This window comes from Bacillus sp. C30, from assembly GCF_040838255.1.
Taxonomy (GTDB): Bacteria; Bacillota; Bacilli; order Bacillales; family Bacillaceae_G; genus Bacillus_A; species Bacillus_A mycoides.
Map to the genome: position 1 here is coordinate 20798 of NZ_JBFPJH010000004.1, position 17127 is coordinate 37924.

18 protein-coding genes are annotated in these 17127 nt (G+C 37.9%); 2 read left to right on the forward strand and 16 right to left on the reverse strand.

Going from position 1 to position 17127, the window contains the following annotated elements; all coding sequences use genetic code 11:
• Positions 1-113: 113 nt before the first annotated feature.
• The 15 genes from yqfC to gpr form a co-directional block, all read right to left on the reverse strand.
• Entirely contained in the window at positions 114-407 is a 294-nt protein-coding gene (gene yqfC / locus AB3X49_RS01035; RefSeq protein ID WP_002067170.1) for a sporulation protein YqfC, read from the reverse strand.
• 107 nt (positions 408-514) lie between these two features.
• Entirely contained in the window at positions 515-958 is a 444-nt protein-coding gene (locus AB3X49_RS01040; RefSeq protein ID WP_000054578.1) for a GatB/YqeY domain-containing protein, read from the reverse strand.
• Between the two features lie 15 nt (positions 959-973).
• A complete protein-coding gene (gene rpsU, locus AB3X49_RS01045) occupies positions 974-1147 on the reverse strand; it encodes a 30S ribosomal protein S21 (RefSeq protein ID WP_000048061.1) in 174 nt (57 codons plus the stop codon).
• Between the two features lie 467 nt (positions 1148-1614).
• Entirely contained in the window at positions 1615-2967 is a 1353-nt protein-coding gene (mtaB, locus tag AB3X49_RS01050) for a tRNA (N(6)-L-threonylcarbamoyladenosine(37)-C(2))-methylthiotransferase MtaB (protein ID WP_367960171.1), read from the reverse strand.
• Positions 2968-2973: 6 nt separating this feature from the next.
• Positions 2974-3723 (reverse strand): 16S rRNA (uracil(1498)-N(3))-methyltransferase, encoded by a 750-nt coding sequence (locus AB3X49_RS01055; protein WP_002015195.1) that lies wholly within the window; start codon positions 3721-3723, stop codon positions 2974-2976.
• 145 nt (positions 3724-3868) lie between these two features.
• Positions 3869-4807, reverse strand: coding sequence for a 50S ribosomal protein L11 methyltransferase (gene prmA / locus AB3X49_RS01060; protein ID WP_149190919.1), 939 nt, complete (start codon positions 4805-4807; stop codon positions 3869-3871).
• Between the two features lie 28 nt (positions 4808-4835).
• Complete coding sequence (dnaJ, locus tag AB3X49_RS01065) at positions 4836-5939, reverse strand: molecular chaperone DnaJ (RefSeq protein WP_002129144.1); 1104 nt, start codon at positions 5937-5939, stop codon at positions 4836-4838.
• 202 nt (positions 5940-6141) lie between these two features.
• Positions 6142-7977: a chaperone protein DnaK gene (gene dnaK / locus AB3X49_RS01070; protein WP_002015198.1), complete on the reverse strand. Its 1836-nt coding sequence runs from the start codon at positions 7975-7977 to the stop codon at positions 6142-6144.
• A gap of 26 nt (positions 7978-8003) precedes the next feature.
• Positions 8004-8570, reverse strand: a complete 567-nt coding sequence (gene grpE / locus AB3X49_RS01075; protein WP_000392715.1) for a nucleotide exchange factor GrpE — start codon at positions 8568-8570, stop codon at positions 8004-8006.
• A 114-nt stretch (positions 8571-8684) separates the two neighbouring features.
• Entirely contained in the window at positions 8685-9701 is a 1017-nt protein-coding gene (hrcA, locus tag AB3X49_RS01080) for a heat-inducible transcriptional repressor HrcA (protein ID WP_002015201.1), read from the reverse strand.
• A 133-nt stretch (positions 9702-9834) separates the two neighbouring features.
• Positions 9835-10974 carry a radical SAM family heme chaperone HemW gene (hemW, locus tag AB3X49_RS01085; protein ID WP_113734203.1) on the reverse strand — a complete coding sequence of 380 codons (1140 nt, stop codon included), beginning with the start codon at positions 10972-10974 and terminating at the stop codon, positions 9835-9837.
• A gap of 51 nt (positions 10975-11025) precedes the next feature.
• Positions 11026-11400 (reverse strand): winged helix-turn-helix transcriptional regulator, encoded by a 375-nt coding sequence (locus AB3X49_RS01090; protein WP_002015203.1) that lies wholly within the window; start codon positions 11398-11400, stop codon positions 11026-11028.
• 189 nt (positions 11401-11589) lie between these two features.
• On the reverse strand, positions 11590-13413 hold the full coding sequence (gene lepA, locus AB3X49_RS01095) for an elongation factor 4 (protein ID WP_002034072.1): 1824 nt from the start codon (positions 13411-13413) through the stop codon (positions 11590-11592).
• A gap of 208 nt (positions 13414-13621) precedes the next feature.
• On the reverse strand, positions 13622-13984 hold the full coding sequence (locus AB3X49_RS01100; protein ID WP_063607626.1) for a DUF3679 domain-containing protein: 363 nt from the start codon (positions 13982-13984) through the stop codon (positions 13622-13624).
• Complete coding sequence (gene gpr, locus AB3X49_RS01105) at positions 13984-15087, reverse strand: GPR endopeptidase (RefSeq protein ID WP_367960172.1); 1104 nt, start codon at positions 15085-15087, stop codon at positions 13984-13986. Before gpr ends, AB3X49_RS01100 begins: the two co-directional genes overlap by 1 nt.
• Before the next feature lie 180 nt (positions 15088-15267).
• Here gpr and rpsT point away from each other — a divergent pair, with 180 nt between their 5' ends.
• Entirely contained in the window at positions 15268-15525 is a 258-nt protein-coding gene (gene rpsT, locus AB3X49_RS01110; RefSeq protein WP_002088694.1) for a 30S ribosomal protein S20, read from the forward strand.
• Positions 15526-15609: 84 nt separating this feature from the next.
• On the opposite strand, the gene holA is transcribed toward rpsT, so the two are convergent.
• On the reverse strand, positions 15610-16620 hold the full coding sequence (gene holA, locus AB3X49_RS01115) for a DNA polymerase III subunit delta (RefSeq protein ID WP_002034073.1): 1011 nt from the start codon (positions 16618-16620) through the stop codon (positions 15610-15612).
• 349 nt (positions 16621-16969) lie between these two features.
• On the opposite strand from holA, the gene AB3X49_RS01120 reads away from it, so the two are divergent.
• Positions 16970-17104, forward strand: a complete 135-nt coding sequence (locus AB3X49_RS01120) for a YqzM family protein (RefSeq protein ID WP_000997609.1) — start codon at positions 16970-16972, stop codon at positions 17102-17104.
• Positions 17105-17127: the final 23 nt, after the last annotated feature.

The window sequence follows — 17127 nt, forward strand, 5'->3', positions numbered from 1 at the left end:
GTGGAACTCAATTCCCACCTATCCTCTTTGTACGAACCGAATATTGAGGCCAGAACGTTACCGCCTGTTAATACAAGGTAACGAAGAAAAACTTCACAAACGGAAGTTTCTCCTCACTCCTCTTTCTTTTCATTTTCTAAAAACGTCACTTGTTCAATAATCCCTTCAAGCAACAGTTCTTCTGGAAGGATTGTTTTAATAACAAAGGATTGACCTTTAATTAATAATTGACCATGTTTCAATAGCAATCTTACCTCTTTATCTGAAAACACTAATAATCCTCGATGATTTTCTATATAGATATGTACTTGCCCAACAAGCGTGATCCGAGGTAGATCCATTAACACATCCACTGGCAGGTCTATTTGCTTCGTTAACCAATTCTTCATTTGTTCTATTTTTTTCATCTCAAAAGACCCCCTCTCATCCCATATGTATGAAAAAAGAGCTTGTAATATCACGTCCAAACTGAAAAAAGCATAAAAAAACGTCTCATACGAAATGAGACGCTTTTTTATGCTAATAGCTGGATAACCAGCTTATTCACAAGTGATCCGTCTGTTTTACCTTTTACTTTCGGCATAACAGCAGTCATCACTTTACCCATATCTGCTTTAGATGTAGCACCAACTTCAGAAATAACTTGCTTAATTATATCCGCTAGTTCTTCTTCTGTTAATTGCTCCGGCAAATATGCGCTTAAAATCTGAATTTCACTTTGCAGTTTATCAACAAGGTCTTCACGACCAGCTTTTTTAAATTCAAGGAGGGAGTCCTTATACTGTTTTACTTCACGAGCTAAAACTGTTAATTCCTCTTCTTCAGTAAGAGTATGTTGCAGTTTAATACCTTCATTTTGTAAAGCAGCCTTAACCATACGAATAACGGTTAATTTTTCTTTTTGTTTATTCTTCATCGCTTGTTTCATATCATCGTTTAAACGACCGAGAAGACTCATAACTTACACCCTCTCTTAGAACTTACGCTTTCTTGCCGCTTCAGATTTCTTCTTACGTTTTACACTTGGCTTTTCATAAAACTCGCGCTTTCTTGCTTCAGCAAGTGTACCAGTTTTAGAAACCGATCTTTTAAAACGGCGAAGTGCATCCTCCAAAGACTCGTTTTTACGAACGACTGTTTTTGACATTCTCTTTCCCTCCCTCCGAAACATCACACTTACATACTAATTTCAGCATGCAAAAAGAAACCCTTCTTCAGCATGTCTTTTACGATTATAATACATTTTATCACTTCAGGTCAACTATTTGGCAGAATAAAAGAAGAATAGATGCCCTTACCTGTTCAAAAGCTATGTAGATAGCTATTATCCTTTTCTCCTGAAGACAACTATATTTTTTATCATTACACCTTTTTTAATACAAGAAAGCATTAAATAACTACTCATTCAACGTACCTGCCTTTTCAGTACTTAACTTCTCCACAAAAAAAAAGAAAGCATGCAAATCGTTTCCGTTTGCATGCTTTTTTATCCCGCTATTTGCCAGGACAGTAAGACCCCCACCTCAAAATTCAGCGAAAGCAAAGAACTTAGGCGGGGGTCAGGCTGATGATCAGCGGGGATGAACAAACCCCCCCACTGATTAAAGTTTCATTTTATGCACTTGCTGATTCTTTTTTTACATCATCTTCAAGAACACGAACAAACTGCGCTTCGTTATATGGATAACCAGCTTTTGTAATTTTCACTTTTACTAGCTTACCAATCAATTCTTCAGATCCTTCAATCACAATTTTTAAGTAGTTATCTGTATAACCTACATATAAACCTTCACGGTCACCATCTTTAAATGTCTCTTCCGGAATGATTTCAAGTACTTCACCTTCAAATCTAGAAGCATACTCTTTCGCTAATTGATTTGATAGCTCAATTAGACGGTGAACACGATCGTTCTTCACGTCTTCAGGAACTTGATCTTCCATACGTGCTGCTGGAGTACCTGTACGTTTCGAATAAGGGAAAACGTGTAATTCAGAGAAACGATTCTCTTTAATGAAATTGTACGTTTCCATGAATTCCTCTTCTGTTTCGCCTGGGAATCCAACAATTACGTCTGATGTAATCGCAAGACCTGGTAACGCTTCTTTCAAACGATCTAAACGCTCTTGGAAAAATTCCATCGTATACTTACGGCGCATACGTTTCAATACAGTATTAGATCCTGACTGTAATGGAATATGCAAGTGACGTACAACTACTTCTGATTTATCTAACACTTCAATTACTTCATCAGAAATTTGACTCGCCTCAATAGAAGAAATACGAAGGCGTTTCAATCCGCCTACTTCCGCTTCCATATCGCGCAGTAATCCAGCTAAGTTATACTCTTTTATATCTTCGCCGTACCCACCTGTATGAATACCTGTTAATACGATTTCTTTATAGCCAGCATCTACTAATTGCTGCGCTTGTTTAATAACTTCTTTTCCATCACGAGAACGCATTAAACCACGCGCCCAAGGAATGATGCAAAATGTACAGAAGTTATTACAACCTTCTTGTATTTTTAAAGATGCACGTGTACGGTCCGTGAAATATGGTACATCGAGCTCTTCATATACACGTGTTTTCATAATATTACGGACAGCATTAATTGGTTGACGCTCTTTACGGAATTCTTCGATGTATCCTAACATCTTCTCACGATCTTGCGTACCAACAACAATATCTACACCTGGAATTGCCATAATTTCCGCTGGAGATGTTTGTGCATAACATCCAGTTACACAAATTACCGCATCTGGATTTTGGCGTACAGCACGTCTAATTACTTGACGGCTTTTTTTATCTCCAGTATTCGTTACTGTACATGTGTTAATAACGTATACATCAGATTTTTTTTCATATTCAGTTCTTTCATAACCACCTTGTTTAAACAATTGCCAAATCGCTTCTGTTTCATAGTGGTTTACTTTACAACCTAACGTGTGGAACGCAACAGTTGCCATTGATTATCACCCCATCAATTCAAAATGATAAGAAGCGGCACTTAACGCATAAAGCGGAGCCGTTTCTGTTCTTAAAATTCTTGGTCCTAAACTACATGGTACAAATTTATGTTCACGAAGTGCGGTTATCTCTTCCTCCGCTAAACCGCCTTCTGGTCCAAATACAATCAGCAGTTTTTGGCCTGGTTTAATCGTCGCTAAAGCTTTCGCAAAATTAGATTTCTCACCTTGTTTCGCTTCTTCTTCATACGCAACAAGGCAAACATCATACTCGCTACTCATCGACAGCAGTTGTTTAAATGATGAGGGAACGTGTACTTCTGGAATTTCACTTCTATGCGATTGTTCCGCAGCTTCTTTTACAATTTTTTTCAAACGCTCAACTTTTTTATCTGCTTTTTTCGCATCCCACTTTACAATAGATCGAGATGCTTGAAATGGTAAAAATGCAGCTGCCCCAAGCTCAGTTCCTTTTTGAAAAATTAACTCTAGCTTGTCTCCTTTCGGCAGTCCACTTGCAATCGTCACGAACACAGGAAGTTCGCTTGACGCCTCTACCCATTCTACAATAGTGGTATCCACAAATTCACTGGTAATTTCAGCAATTGAACACTCTGCTGTTTTACCATTTACACAGCAATAAATGTGGTCACCAGCTGACATACGCATCACTCTTGCGATGTGATGGACATCATCACCCATTATGCGAATACTTGTCTCATTTACATATTTCTCTTCTACAAAATAACGTTGCATATAATCACCTTAGTAGAGTTTCGTTCCTTTCGTAAGTCAACACTTACGAAAAGAACGAAACGTTATCATTTTCATATAACAAACGGCAAGTCCCTCACCTTATACGGTGAGAGACTCCCCTGTTCTTTATAGACTAAAATCTATATTACGCATTTCGTGCAATAATTGCTACCCAATCTTCCATTCGAAGTACTTCTTCAATTGAAAATCCAGCTGTTTCTAACGCTTCAGAAATTACTTTTTCTTTCGCCCCAATAATACCAGATGTAATAAATAATCCACCTGACTTCACAACTCTCGCTGCATCTTCAGGGAATAGAAGAATAATTTCCGCTAGTAAATTTGCTACGATTAAATCAACTGGACCTTCAATACCTTCTAATAGACTATTCTGTCCAACATTGACAATGTCATCTGTTTTATTTAAGCGCACATTCATTTCTGCACTTTCAACTGCAACTGGGTCTAAATCATACGCTTGAACAGAAGCCGCACCTAATTTTGCCGCAGCAATACTAAGTACCCCCGAACCTGTCCCCACATCAATCACAGTATCACCTGGCTGAACCGTTTTTTCTAACGCACGAATACACATCGTCGTTGTTGGATGTGTCCCTGTACCAAACGCCATACCTGGATCTAATTCAATAATTTTTTCATCTGGAGAAGACGGTGTATACTCTTCCCACGTCGGCACAATTGTGAATGTATCAGAAATTTGAACTGGATGATAATACTTCTTCCAAGCAGTAGCCCAATCTTCCTCATCGACTTCATTAATTGTAATAGTTCCTTTACCAATCTCGATGTCGAAAGATGGTAGTGCATCAATAGATGATTTTACACCTGCAACCGTTTCGTGTAAAGAATCCGTTTGTGGGAAATATGCTTTTACCAAAACACCCTCACTTGGATATTCATCTGGGTTAAGTGCATAAATCTCACCGTATTGTTGCTTGCGCTCTTTCGTCAACTCCGCTGGGTCCTCAATCGCAACCCCGCTAGCGCCTGCTTCATGCAAAATATGAGAGACAGCTTCTACTGCTTCTTCTGTTGTATGAATACTAATTTCTGACCATTTCACAATTTACCAACTCCATTTTTTATTTCCATTATTCCCCTTTGAAAGCACGTTTAAGCTTTCTGAATAAGCTATCATCCTGCTCTTCTTGCCCTGCAAATTCACGCAATAAATCTTTTTGATGTGAAGTTAATTTCGTCGGCACAACAACACGAACGACTACATATTGATCTCCTTGACCATATCCACGTACGTTCGGAGCACCTTTTCCTTTTAAGCGGAATTCTGTTCCTGTTTGTGTTCCTGCTGGAATTTTCAGCTTCACTTTGCCATGAACGGTAGGAACTTCTACTTCCGCACCAAGTGCCATTTGCGCAAATGTTATTGGCATTTCGCAAATAATGTGATCCCCTTCGCGTTCAAAGAATTCATGATTTCTCACATGAACAACAACATATAAGTCACCTGCCGGTCCGCCATTTACGCCTGCTTCACCTTTTCCAGATACACGAATTTGTTGACCATTATCGATACCCGCTGGAATTTTAACATTGATTTTTTTACGTTTACGAACTTTACCAGAACCATGGCATGTCGTACATTTCTCTTTAATCATTTGACCTGTTCCTGAACAATGTCCACAAGCTTGACGGTTTACAATACGTCCAAATGGTGTATTTTGTTCTACACTTACTTGCCCTGATCCTGAACAGTGTTTACATGTTTCTTTTGAAGTCCCTGGTTTTGCTCCACTACCCTTACAAGTATCACATGGATCCTCCACTGGAATCTCAACGTTTAATTCTTTACCAAAAATAGCTTCTTCAAACTCTAAAGTAACTTGATATTGTAAATCAGCACCTTGACGTGGAGCATTTGGATCACGACGTCTGCCGCCACCGCCAAAGAATGAACTAAAGATATCTTCGAAACCGAAGCCACCGCCGAAGTCTCCTCCGCCACCGAAACCTTGATTCGGACCAGCGTGACCAAATTGATCATACTGCGCACGCTTTTGATCATCGCTCAATACTTCGTATGCCTCTTGTACTTCTTTAAACTTTTCAATTGCATTTTCTTCTTTACTTACGTCTGGATGATATTTTTTAGCCAAACGACGATACGCTTTTTTAATTTCATCTTTTGAAGCGCCCTGGCTAAGTCCAAGGACCTCATAATAGTCTCGTTTATTCATAAATTTGCAACCCCCGAATCTTTCACATAAACGTAATTTTAACACCGAAAGAAAGTGCTTTGCAACAAAGTTTCCTCACTTACAGTATGCAAAATAAAAAACTTAAGATCCTCACACATTTCTTCTTATTCGTGAAAAAAGCCAAAGCCAAGGCACGCTTGACTTTGACTTTTTGTCATCTTACTTATTTTATTTCACTGTATTACTTGTCTTCTTTTACTTCTTCAAACTCAGCGTCTACTACATTATCTTTTTTCGCGCCAGCGTCTTGTGCTCCTTGTGCACCTTCTGCTTGCCCTGCAGCCGCTTGAGCTTGCTCGTATAATTTAACAGTTAATTGTTGTACGATTTCTTGAAGAGCATCTTTTTTCACACGGATTTCTTCAAGTTCGTTTTTCTCGATTGCCGCTTGTAATGCTTCTTTCGCTTCCGTTGCTTTCGCTACTTCAGCTGCATCTACTTTACCTTCTAAATCTTTTACAACTTTGTCTGTTTGGAATACAAGTTGGTCAGCTTCGTTACGAAGTTCAACTTCTTCCTTACGTTTTTGGTCAGCATCAGCATTTGATTCAGCTTCTTGTACCATACGATCTACTTCTTCATCAGAAAGACCTGAAGAAGATTGGATTGTAATAGTTTGCTCTTTGCTTGTTCCTAAGTCTTTTGCACGTACGTTAACGATACCGTTCGCATCAATATCGAATGTTACTTCGATTTGTGGAATTCCACGTGGTGCTGGCGGAAGGTCTGTTAATTGGAAACGACCTAACGTTTTGTTGTCAGCTGACATTGGACGCTCACCTTGTAGTACGTGAATGTCTACCGCTGGTTGGTTATCAGCAGCTGTTGAGAATACTTGTGACTTACTTGTCGGAATTGTAGTGTTACGCTCGATTAGTTTCGTGAACACACCGCCCATAGTTTCGATACCTAAAGAAAGTGGAGTTACGTCTAATAATAGAACGCCCTCTACATCACCAGTAAGTACGCCACCTTGAACTGCAGCACCTAATGCTACAACTTCATCTGGGTTTACACCTTTGTATGGCTCTTTACCAGTTTCACGTTTAATTGCTTCTTGTACAGCTGGGATACGAGTAGATCCACCAACAAGGATAACTTTATCTAATTCGCTTGGAGCAAAACCAGCGTCTTTTAATGCACGACGAGTTGGCTCTAATGTTCTTTCAACAAGACCAGCTGAAATTTCTTCGAATTTAGCTCTTGTTAACGTTAATTCTAAGTGTAATGGGCCAGCAGCTCCAGCACTAATGAATGGTAATGAAATTTGTGTTTGTGTTACACCAGAAAGATCTTTCTTCGCTTTTTCAGCTGCATCTTTCAGACGTTGAAGTGCCATTTTATCTTGGCTTAAATCAATGCTATTTTCTTTTTTGAATTCAGCTACTAAATGATCGATGATAACTTGGTCAAAGTCATCTCCACCAAGACGGTTGTCACCAGCAGTTGAAATAACTTCGAATGTGCCGTCTGCTAACTCAAGGATAGATACATCAAATGTACCGCCACCTAAGTCATATACTAAGATTTTTTGCTCTTCATCTTGTTTTTCTAAACCGTAAGCAAGTGCTGCGGCTGTTGGTTCGTTAATGATACGCTCAACTTCTAAACCAGCGATACGACCAGCATCTTTCGTTGCTTGACGCTCTGCATCGTTGAAGTATGCAGGTACTGTAATAACAGCTTTCGTTACTGTTTCACCTAAGTATGCTTCAGCAGAAGCTTTTAAGTTTTGTAAAATGATTGCAGAAATTTCTTGAGGTGTAAAATCTTTACCTTCAACTTCTACTTTGTAGTCTGTACCCATATGACGTTTAACAGACATGATTGTATTTGGGTTTGTAATTGCTTGACGCTTCGCAACTTCCCCAACTTGACGCTCTTCATTTTTGAAAGCTACAACAGAAGGTGTTGTACGGTTTCCTTCTGGATTTGGGATAACCTTTGGTTCTCCACCTTCCATAACAGCTACACAAGAGTTTGTTGTACCTAAGTCAATACCGATAATTTTACTCATGGCGAATCCTCCTACTTTTATGTAAATTATTGATTTACTTTTACCATTGATGGGCGAATCACACGGTCTTTTAGTTTATAACCTTTTTGGAATTCTTCAACTACCGCGTTTGATTCAAATTCACTGTCTTCCACTTGCATAATAGCTTGGTGTTCATTCGGATCAAACTGTTTACCAACAGCTTCAATCGCTTCAACACCTTCCTTAGTCAACGCTTCTAGCAATTGACGATGCACCATTTCCATACCTTGTAACAAGGATTTCGTTTGCTCGTCAGTCGCTTCCACTTGCATCGCTCTTTCAAAATTATCAAGAGCTGGCAAAATATCTGAAACTAGACTTTGTGCTCTATATTTATCAGCAGCCTGTTTATCCATTTGGACACGGCGCTTATAATTTTCAAAATCAGCTTGTAGACGTAATGTGCGACCTTCCGTTTCCGTTAGTTTCGCTTGTAACTCATCTACTTTTTCTTGTAAAAGAGCAGCCTCACTTTTTTCTTCTACAGTTTTTTCACTGTTTTCTGGCGTGACAGCTTCTTCAACTTGCGCTTCTTTCACTTCTTCTACCACTTGTTCGTTACGCTCTTCCACAATTTTCACCTCCTTAAAAGGTATTAGGTATCATGCTTAGCATGATTACCTAAGCATTATATATTACACACAGCAATGAAAATTTCATCACTTGAGCGAATGTATTACTCTCATTTACTTTTTAAGTCCGTCTGTAAATTGTCTTGTAAATAACTGCAGTAAACTAATTACACGAGAGTATTGCATTCTCGTCGGACCTAAAATTGCAATTGTTCCAAGTTGCTCTTCTCCAATCGAATACGTTGCAGAAATCAAACTGCAATCCTCCATTGCCGTAGAAGAATTTTCTCTACCAATTTTCACTTGAATTCCGACTTGTTTATGACGCAAAATGTCATAAAACGCAGCCTCATTATCAATCATCGTCAGCAAAGATCTTACTTTGTGAATGTCATGGAACTCTGGTTGCGAAAGCATATTTGCTTTTCCTCCAAAGTATATCTTTTCCGATAAAGGGACTTGAAATGTACCATCTAACATTTTTATTGCACTATCGTAATTATGAACATACCCACGCAAGACTGTAACAATCTCTTTAAAGATTTTATTATGAAGTTCTGCCATAGGTATACCAGATAGCTTTTCATTTAAAATATTAACCATTTTTTCTAAATCTGATAAATCAACAGATTCCGGAACGGTAATCGTTTTACTTTGCACATGCCCTGTATCTGTTACAATAATAGCGACTGCTGTTTGACGATCAAGCGGTACAATTTGTACATTTTTAAGTTTATTTGTGCTCAATTTGGGACCAAGAACAATGGCCGTATAATTCGTAAGCTCTGATAAAATTTGAGCTGATTGTTGTGCAATTTTTTCTGCTTCAAAAATTCTTTCAGCAAATAAATCTTTAATTTGTACAATTTCATCGGTCGGTAAGTTTTGCGGCGCTAAAAGATGGTCTACATAAAATCGGTATCCTTTTTCAGAAGGAACACGCCCAGAAGAACTATGCGTTTTTTCAATAAATCCTAGTTCTTCTAAATCAGCCATTTCATTTCGAATAGTAGCTGAACTAAACGTAATTTCATCTTTCTTAGCCAACGTCCTCGAACCAACTGGTTGCGCTGATCCAATAAAGTCATCAACAATTGTTTGTAAAATTAAGAGCTGACGTTCCGTAAGCATCTCATCATCACCTCTGTTAGCACTCTTTGTCTTCGAGTGCTAAATCTATTAATAACTTACCAAAATTGACATTCAATTGTCAACGGAAACGTCACGAAATAACAAAATTTTTTCACGCTTATGGCACATTTAATTAATCAATCAAAAATGACTGGAATACTTCATTCCCTAATAGTTTCCCTTTCCTCGTTAAACAAACATGTCCATCTCTGTTTTCAAGTAATCCTTGTTCTTGATTACTTTGTAACTGCTTTGCAAAAACATGGTCCATCTCCACATTAAATTTCTTTTGGAATTCTAACTTAGAAACACCTTTTGTTTTTCTAAGTCCTAAGAACAACTCTTCTTCCATTTTTTCTTTCTCTGTCACTGTGTGAACATCTAGATATGGAAATCCTGTCTCATCAATTTTAGTGAAATATTGCTTGAGCGGACCTACATTTTGAATTCGTTCCCCGTTCACATAGCTATGCGCTCCAGCTCCAAATCCATAATACTCTTCATTATTCCAGTATGTGAGATTATGTCTACTTTCATTATCACCTTTTGAGAAGTTACTAATCTCATACTGGTTATAACCATGTTTCTCCATTTCATCCATTACCATTTCGTACATTTTCGCTTCATGATCTTCACCTGGTAGTCTTAATTTCCCTTTATTCATTAAGTTATAAAATACAGTTTTCGGTTCCACAATTAATGAATATGCCGAGAAATGTTGTACACCAAGCGTAAAGGCAATGTCTAATGTTTCCTTTACATCTTCTATCGTTTGTCCTGGCAGAGCATAAATTAAATCTACATTAATATTTGTAAAACCGACTTCCTGCGCTTCTCGAATTGCTACGAATGCATCTTCTCTCGTATGCCTGCGTCCAATCTTCTCAAGTAGCTCATCACGAAACGTTTGCACACCAAAACTAATTCGGTTTACTCCACCTTCTAGCAATACGTTCAACTTCTCTTTCGGTAAATCACCTGGATTCGCTTCAAATGTTAATTCACAATTCGGCGCAAATGGGCGCAAACGACGGTTAATGATGTCGAGTAGTTTTTTTGTTTGCTCCATATTTAAAGCTGTCGGAGTTCCTCCGCCAACAAAAATCGTTTTCATACTTTCAAACGGTACTTTTTGAACCGTATTTATTATTTCTTTCTCTAAATATTGTAAGTATTGATCAACCGGTTGGCGTTCAATAAATACTTTATTAAAATCACAATAGTGACAAATATGCTGACAAAATGGAATATGAATATATGCAGCTTGTACCAAATATAACTCCTACCTTTCTAAAAAGAAAACCTCCGCACTCCGGAGGATTCTTTACTTCTCTACTGTATTACGGATTTGTTCCATTCGCATTTTTCCCCAATCATACATCATTTCAACGATCGGTAAAAGCGACATACCTAATTCCGTCATATAGTACTCAACACGCGGAGGAATTTCCGGGTATACCGTTCGATCAACAATCCCGTCCTCCATTAACTCTTTCAATTGATTTGACAACACTTTATGAGAAATGCTCGGGAACAGACGTTGCAATTCACTAAAACGATGCGGACCTTCCACACCTAAGTGCCACAATATCACAACTTTCCACTTCCCACTAATTATAGAAAGCGTCAGTTCCTTTTCGCAATTAAAATTACCTTTTTGTATTTTCTCTCGAATATCTTTTCGAATATTTTCGGACATTAATAGTCTCCTAACTCTATATCAATCACTAAAAAGCTCTCTCACTATTGTAAATGAGAGATGATAAGATGTCTAAAAAGTAGCATATAAAAAAGAAGCCGAACGAACGGCTTCTACTTTTATCACGATTGGTGCGGGCTAATAATTAGCGAAGAATAGAAAAATCTCCACTAATTATAGTTCACTCCATTAGTTATCATCCATTTTCAGTACAGCCATGAATGCTTCTTGCGGCACTTCTACAGAACCAACAGACTTCATACGTTTTTTACCTTCTTTTTGCTTATCAAGAAGTTTACGCTTACGAGAAATGTCACCACCGTAACATTTTGCAAGTACGTTTTTACGCATCGCCTTAATTGTAGAACGAGATACAACTTTATTTCCGATAGTCGCCTGAATTGGCACTTCAAACTGTTGTCTTGGAATTAATTTCTTTAATTTCTCTACAATTACTTTACCACGGTCATACGCTGAATCACGATGTACAATAAATGATAAAGCATCCACTTGTTCATTATTTAAAAGAATATCCATTTTCACAAGTTTAGATGGTTTATAACCAATTAACTCGTAGTCAAATGATGCATATCCTTTCGTATTTGATTTCAATTGATCGAAGAAATCATATACGATTTCTGATAACGGGATTTCATATGTCAATGTAACACGTGTTTCATCTAAATATTGCATATCAATAAACGTTCCACGTTTCCCTTGGCAAATTTCCATTACAGCTCCAACATAGTCATTCGGAACCATAATTGCAGCCTTCACAAACGGCTCTTCTACACGATCGATAGTCTGTGGATCTGGCATATTAGATGGATTATCAACAATAAAATCTTCACCGTTTGTTAAATACACTTTATAAATAACACTTGGCGCTGTTGTAATTAAGTCAATCTTGAATTCACGTTCAATACGTTCTTGAATAATCTCCATGTGAAGAAGCCCTAAGAAACCACAACGGAAACCAAAACCTAAAGCTTGAGATGTTTCAGGCTCAAATTCAAGAGCAGAATCATTCAATTCTAGTTTTTCTAACGCATCACGTAAGTCGTTATAACGTGCAGAATCGATTGGATATAAACCACAGAATACCATTGGGTTTAATTTTCGATACCCTTTTAACGGCTCTGCAGCCGGACGTTTCGCATGTGTGATCGTATCACCTACGCGTGTATCACCTACGTTTTTAATAGATGCCGCTAAGAAACCTACATCACCTACTGTTAACTCGTCACGTTGCGTCGTTTTCGGTGTAAACACACCTACTTCTGTTACTTCAAATTCTTTTCCAGTTGCCATCATACGTACTTTATCGCCAACTTTTACCGTTCCATTTACAACACGGATATATGCAATTACACCACGGTACGGATCATATAAAGAATCGAAAATCATACATTGTAACGGCTCTTCTGAATCACCTGTTGGAGCTGGTACCTTTTCAACGATTTGTTCTAAAATATCTTCAATACCAATGCCAGCTTTCGCTGAAGCAAGTACAGCTTCCGATGCATCTAAACCAATTACATCTTCTACCTCTTGACGTACGCGTTCTGGGTCTGCACTTGGTAAGTCGATTTTATTAATAACTGGTAAGATTTCTAAATTATTATCAAGCGCTAAATATACGTTCGCTAATGTTTGCGCCTCAATTCCTTGCGCTGCATCCACTACAAGAATTGCACCTTCACAAGCCGCTAAACTACGAGATACTTCGTACGTAAAATCGACGTGTCCTGGAGTATCGATTAAGTGAAGAATATACTCTTCACCGTCTTTCGCTTTATACGTTAGTTGTACTGCATTTAATTTAATTGTAATACCACGCTCACGCTCCAACTCCATAGAGTCAAGCAATTGCGCCTTCATTTCGCGCTGTGCCAACGCGTTTGTTTTCTCCAAAATACGGTCTGCCAACGTTGATTTCCCGTGGTCAATGTGAGCAATGATGGAGAAGTTACGAATTTTGGACTGTCTTTTTGCTCTTTCTTCTTTATTCATCTATGTTCTCAACTCCTAATAGTCTCGCCAATATACACTAGCACTGATTATATCAATAGAGCAGCAAAGATTCAATGAAAACTCGTGCTGCTTACAATACAAATCACTCTATCTATATCTTATGCGAACAAACCATAAGAGACAAACCTTTTTCAAATTAAAAGACAGCTCTCTTACAAACATAAGACAACCATCCTTCCCGCTACCCTTAACTAAAAATTCCTTTTATTGCCCCAACAACTATATCCGTTCCAAACTTTGTCATATCACGAGCAACACTTGCTATCGCCATACCGATACCTTCTACAACATTAAAACTTCTTAAGCTTTCTAACTGTTTTTGTTTTTCAATAGCCGAAAACGTCTCTCCCGAAATTTCCGATTCAGCCCCAGCGCCTTCTGTTCCTGTCATATGAGCAATTTGTTCATATGACAGCTGACGATATCCCTTCATACTTTTTAGACCATGATTAGCGAGTCCCACTCCAGCTATCATCATAAGCAAACATAAGACTGTACCGCATATACATAACAGCGTAAATTGACTCAAGCTATTTCTGCCTCTTTCCATCAATGTGTATATGCCCCTGTATTATCCTGATCAATCTGATGATGCAGCGCTGCATTTAAACCGCTGGCTATTACATTTGCCATATCCTCAATAAACGCATCTACTTCTTTTGGAGTTACCATTAAATTATGACCAAGAGGAGATAACACTTCATAAATTAACTTTCTCTTTTCTTCTTCTTCTAACGTACCAATAGCTCCTAAAAACATATTTCGACTCTTTTCGTCTGGCATATCTTCTTCTGTTAATTTTTTCTTTTCTCCAAATGTAAAACCTGCTGGCAATAAAGAGCGTGACGGTTTGTTTCCTTCTTTCAGTTCCCGGCCAAAATGTTTCAAAATAAAATCAATTGTATCACTCGTAATCGAAACAGCATCTACCACAGTTGGCACACCAATTGCGATAACAGGAATACCTAATGTTTCTTTACTTAGTTCCTTACGCTTATTCCCAACACCAGATCCTGGATGAATTCCTGTATCAGAAATTTGTATCGTACTATTTACTCGTTCAATAGAACGCGCAGCTAATGCATCAATTGCGATGACAAAGTCTGGTTTTGTCTTCTCAATAATTCCGTAAATGACATCGCTCGTTTCAATCCCTGTAATTCCCATTACCCCTGGACGAATGGCACTAACAGGTCTAAACCCCTCTTCCACACTTTCAGGCTGCAATTTAAACAAATGTCTCGTCACCAATACGTTCTCTACAACTATCGGTCCGAGTGCATCCGGCGTTACATTCCAATTCCCAAGACCTACGATTAAACAACTCGCTTCTTTTGAAACTCCAACCTCTTCTAAGAAATAAGAAAATTCTTTTGCAAAAATACGCTCTACCTTTTGCTGAAGTTCCGTATCTTGTTGTCGTATGCCTTGCACCTCAAGAGTTAAATAACTTCCAGGTTTTTTCCCCATCGACTCAGATGCAATTTCATCAATAGTTACTTTTGTAATTGTAACTCCCTCTTCTTCCCTCTCTTTTACAATAACTCCCTGTATCCCTTTTTGTTCTTCTTGGCGCTCTTGTAGCATTTGGTGCGCCTCTACAGCAAGGTCAGTTCTAACACTATATTTATTTAAATCTAATGGTTCTTTCATCGTATCTCCTCCGTAATTCATAGTAAATATCGTTAGATTTCCCCAAGTTATATTAGGTCATTCTTTCCTTTACGTGAAATTTCATTGATATACTATTGCAATTCTCTTCACCGTTTGATAAAATATCACTTGTTCTATGTAAGAATCGAGTCATTCGATTGCACCAGGGAGGTGAAAAGTATGGCAAACATCAAATCTGCTATCAAACGCGCTAAACTTAGCGAAGAGCGTCGTTCACATAACGCTTCTATCAAGTCTGACATGCGTACTGCTGTTAAAACTGTAGAAACTTTAGTTACTAATAACGATCTTGAAAATGCTAAAGAAGCTTTCAAAACTGCTTCTAAAAAACTTGACAAAGCAGCTCGTAAAGGTCTTATCCACCAAAACGCTGCAGCTCGTCAAAAATCTCGCTTAGCGAAACAAGTAAACGCGTAAGGCGTTTAAAAAACGATCCATTCGGATCGTTTTTTATATACACAAAAAAGTTCACGTACTAAGTACGTGAACTTTTTTGTGTCACTACATATGATTTAACCGCATTAAGAAAAACTCAAGCACAAGTTTCTTATCCATCTTTCCAGTCTTCATACTATAATCAGCTTCCGCCAATTCTATAATAACTTTTTTTAATTCTTCAAAAGAGAAAAACTTCGTTTGATTCATCGCCAACTTTACCCGGTACGGATGTACACCAATATGGGACGCGATTTGATTTTGTCCGTAACCACGCTGTTGCAACTCTTTCACTTGATGTAGCAAGCGGAACTGACTTACTAATAAAGCGAGCAGTTTAATCGGTTCTTCCTGCTGTGTAAATAATCCGTCTAAAATTTGCATCGCACCAGCGATATCTTTTTTCACCACTTTTTCTGTTAAAGCAAACACGTTTTGCTCAACAGATTTCGGCACAAGTTCCGTGACAAGTTTTGGCGTAATTTCTCCGCCCATACCGACGTATAACGTTAACTTGTCCATTTCCTTCGCCAACATTGTTACATTACTTCCCACAAGCTCTAACAATAAACTAACAGCTGCATTATCAATATGCACATGCACCTCATCCGCACGAGAAACAATCCACTTCTGAACATCCTGCACTTGCATCGCATTTGCTTCTATTACATCCGCTGTTTTCTTTAATAGTTTTGTAATTTTTTTTCGTTCGTCTAATTTTTCATAAGGCGCAACAAAAACAAGAATAGAAAAAGGAGATGGCTCCCCAATATATTCTTCTAAAATTTTTATATTTTGTTCTAATTTTTCTTTTTGTGCCGTTAAAAATAGTGGTGATTTTATTAATATAACTTTACGCTCTCCAAAAAAAGGAAGCGTATGCGCATCCTCAACTACATCTTCTAAATACGCTTCTTCCAAATCGTATGTCACAACATTAAACTCTCGATCTTCCTCTTCAAGCGCTTCCGTTGTAATAAGCTTTATCGTTTCATTTATAAAATAGGCTTCCGTTCCATACAGTACATACAACGGAGCGAACTGTTTCTTTTTAATCTTCTTATGTATATCACTCATATTTTTTTCCTACTCCCTAACTTGGCAATATATATTTATACTAATGCCCTAGCTTTTGTTTTACAAGTACAAAGGGACGGTCTTTATAACCCGCCCCTTTATTTATATAAAACGCCACGCAATAAGCCCCGGATTTCTTATTGGTGTGCGGTAATCACCTTCCCTTTATTATTTACAATAATAATCTTAGTATAAGTGCCAACTGTTAACATGATTGGAAAAGAAAAATTCACGCTACTTAACTAACTAGAAAAAGTATACAAATACTCTATTTCACTTCATATGGAAATTGTAGATTTTTTTCTGACAATATTTTATACTAAAATGGAATGTTGGGGAGGGATTCTAAATGAATGATTTTGAACAAAACGTTCAAAGTAAACGCAATGACGCTATTGATTCAGGGGTAGGATTTATCGTCTCATTTGGTTTTTTCGCAACACTTTTCATTATTGCAACTGTTATTAAATTCATCGGTTCTTAAAGGCTGCTGCTTAACGGCAGTCT

Coding starts and splice junctions, on each gene's coding strand:
- yqfC (WP_002067170.1), bottom strand. CDS start 407: ATGAAAAAAATAGAACAAATGAAGAATTGGTTAACGAAGCAAATAGAC.
- AB3X49_RS01040 (WP_000054578.1), bottom strand. CDS start 958: ATGAGTCTTCTCGGTCGTTTAAACGATGATATGAAACAAGCGATGAAG.
- rpsU (WP_000048061.1), bottom strand. CDS start 1,147: ATGTCAAAAACAGTCGTTCGTAAAAACGAGTCTTTGGAGGATGCACTT.
- mtaB (WP_367960171.1), bottom strand. CDS start 2,967: ATGGCAACTGTTGCGTTCCACACGTTAGGTTGTAAAGTAAACCACTAT.
- AB3X49_RS01055 (WP_002015195.1), bottom strand. CDS start 3,723: ATGCAACGTTATTTTGTAGAAGAGAAATATGTAAATGAGACAAGTATT.
- dnaJ (WP_002129144.1), bottom strand. CDS start 5,939: ATGAATAAACGAGACTATTATGAGGTCCTTGGACTTAGCCAGGGCGCT.
- dnaK (WP_002015198.1), bottom strand. CDS start 7,977: ATGAGTAAAATTATCGGTATTGACTTAGGTACAACAAACTCTTGTGTA.
- hrcA (WP_002015201.1), bottom strand. CDS start 9,701: ATGCTTACGGAACGTCAGCTCTTAATTTTACAAACAATTGTTGATGAC.
- AB3X49_RS01090 (WP_002015203.1), bottom strand. CDS start 11,400: ATGTCCGAAAATATTCGAAAAGATATTCGAGAGAAAATACAAAAAGGT.
- lepA (WP_002034072.1), bottom strand. CDS start 13,413: ATGAATAAAGAAGAAAGAGCAAAAAGACAGTCCAAAATTCGTAACTTC.
- AB3X49_RS01100 (WP_063607626.1), bottom strand. CDS start 13,984: ATGGAAAGAGGCAGAAATAGCTTGAGTCAATTTACGCTGTTATGTATA.
- gpr (WP_367960172.1), bottom strand. CDS start 15,087: ATGAAAGAACCATTAGATTTAAATAAATATAGTGTTAGAACTGACCTT.
- rpsT (WP_002088694.1), top strand. CDS start 15,268: ATGGCAAACATCAAATCTGCTATCAAACGCGCTAAACTTAGCGAAGAG.
- holA (WP_002034073.1), bottom strand. CDS start 16,620: ATGAGTGATATACATAAGAAGATTAAAAAGAAACAGTTCGCTCCGTTG.
- AB3X49_RS01120 (WP_000997609.1), top strand. CDS start 16,970: ATGAATGATTTTGAACAAAACGTTCAAAGTAAACGCAATGACGCTATT.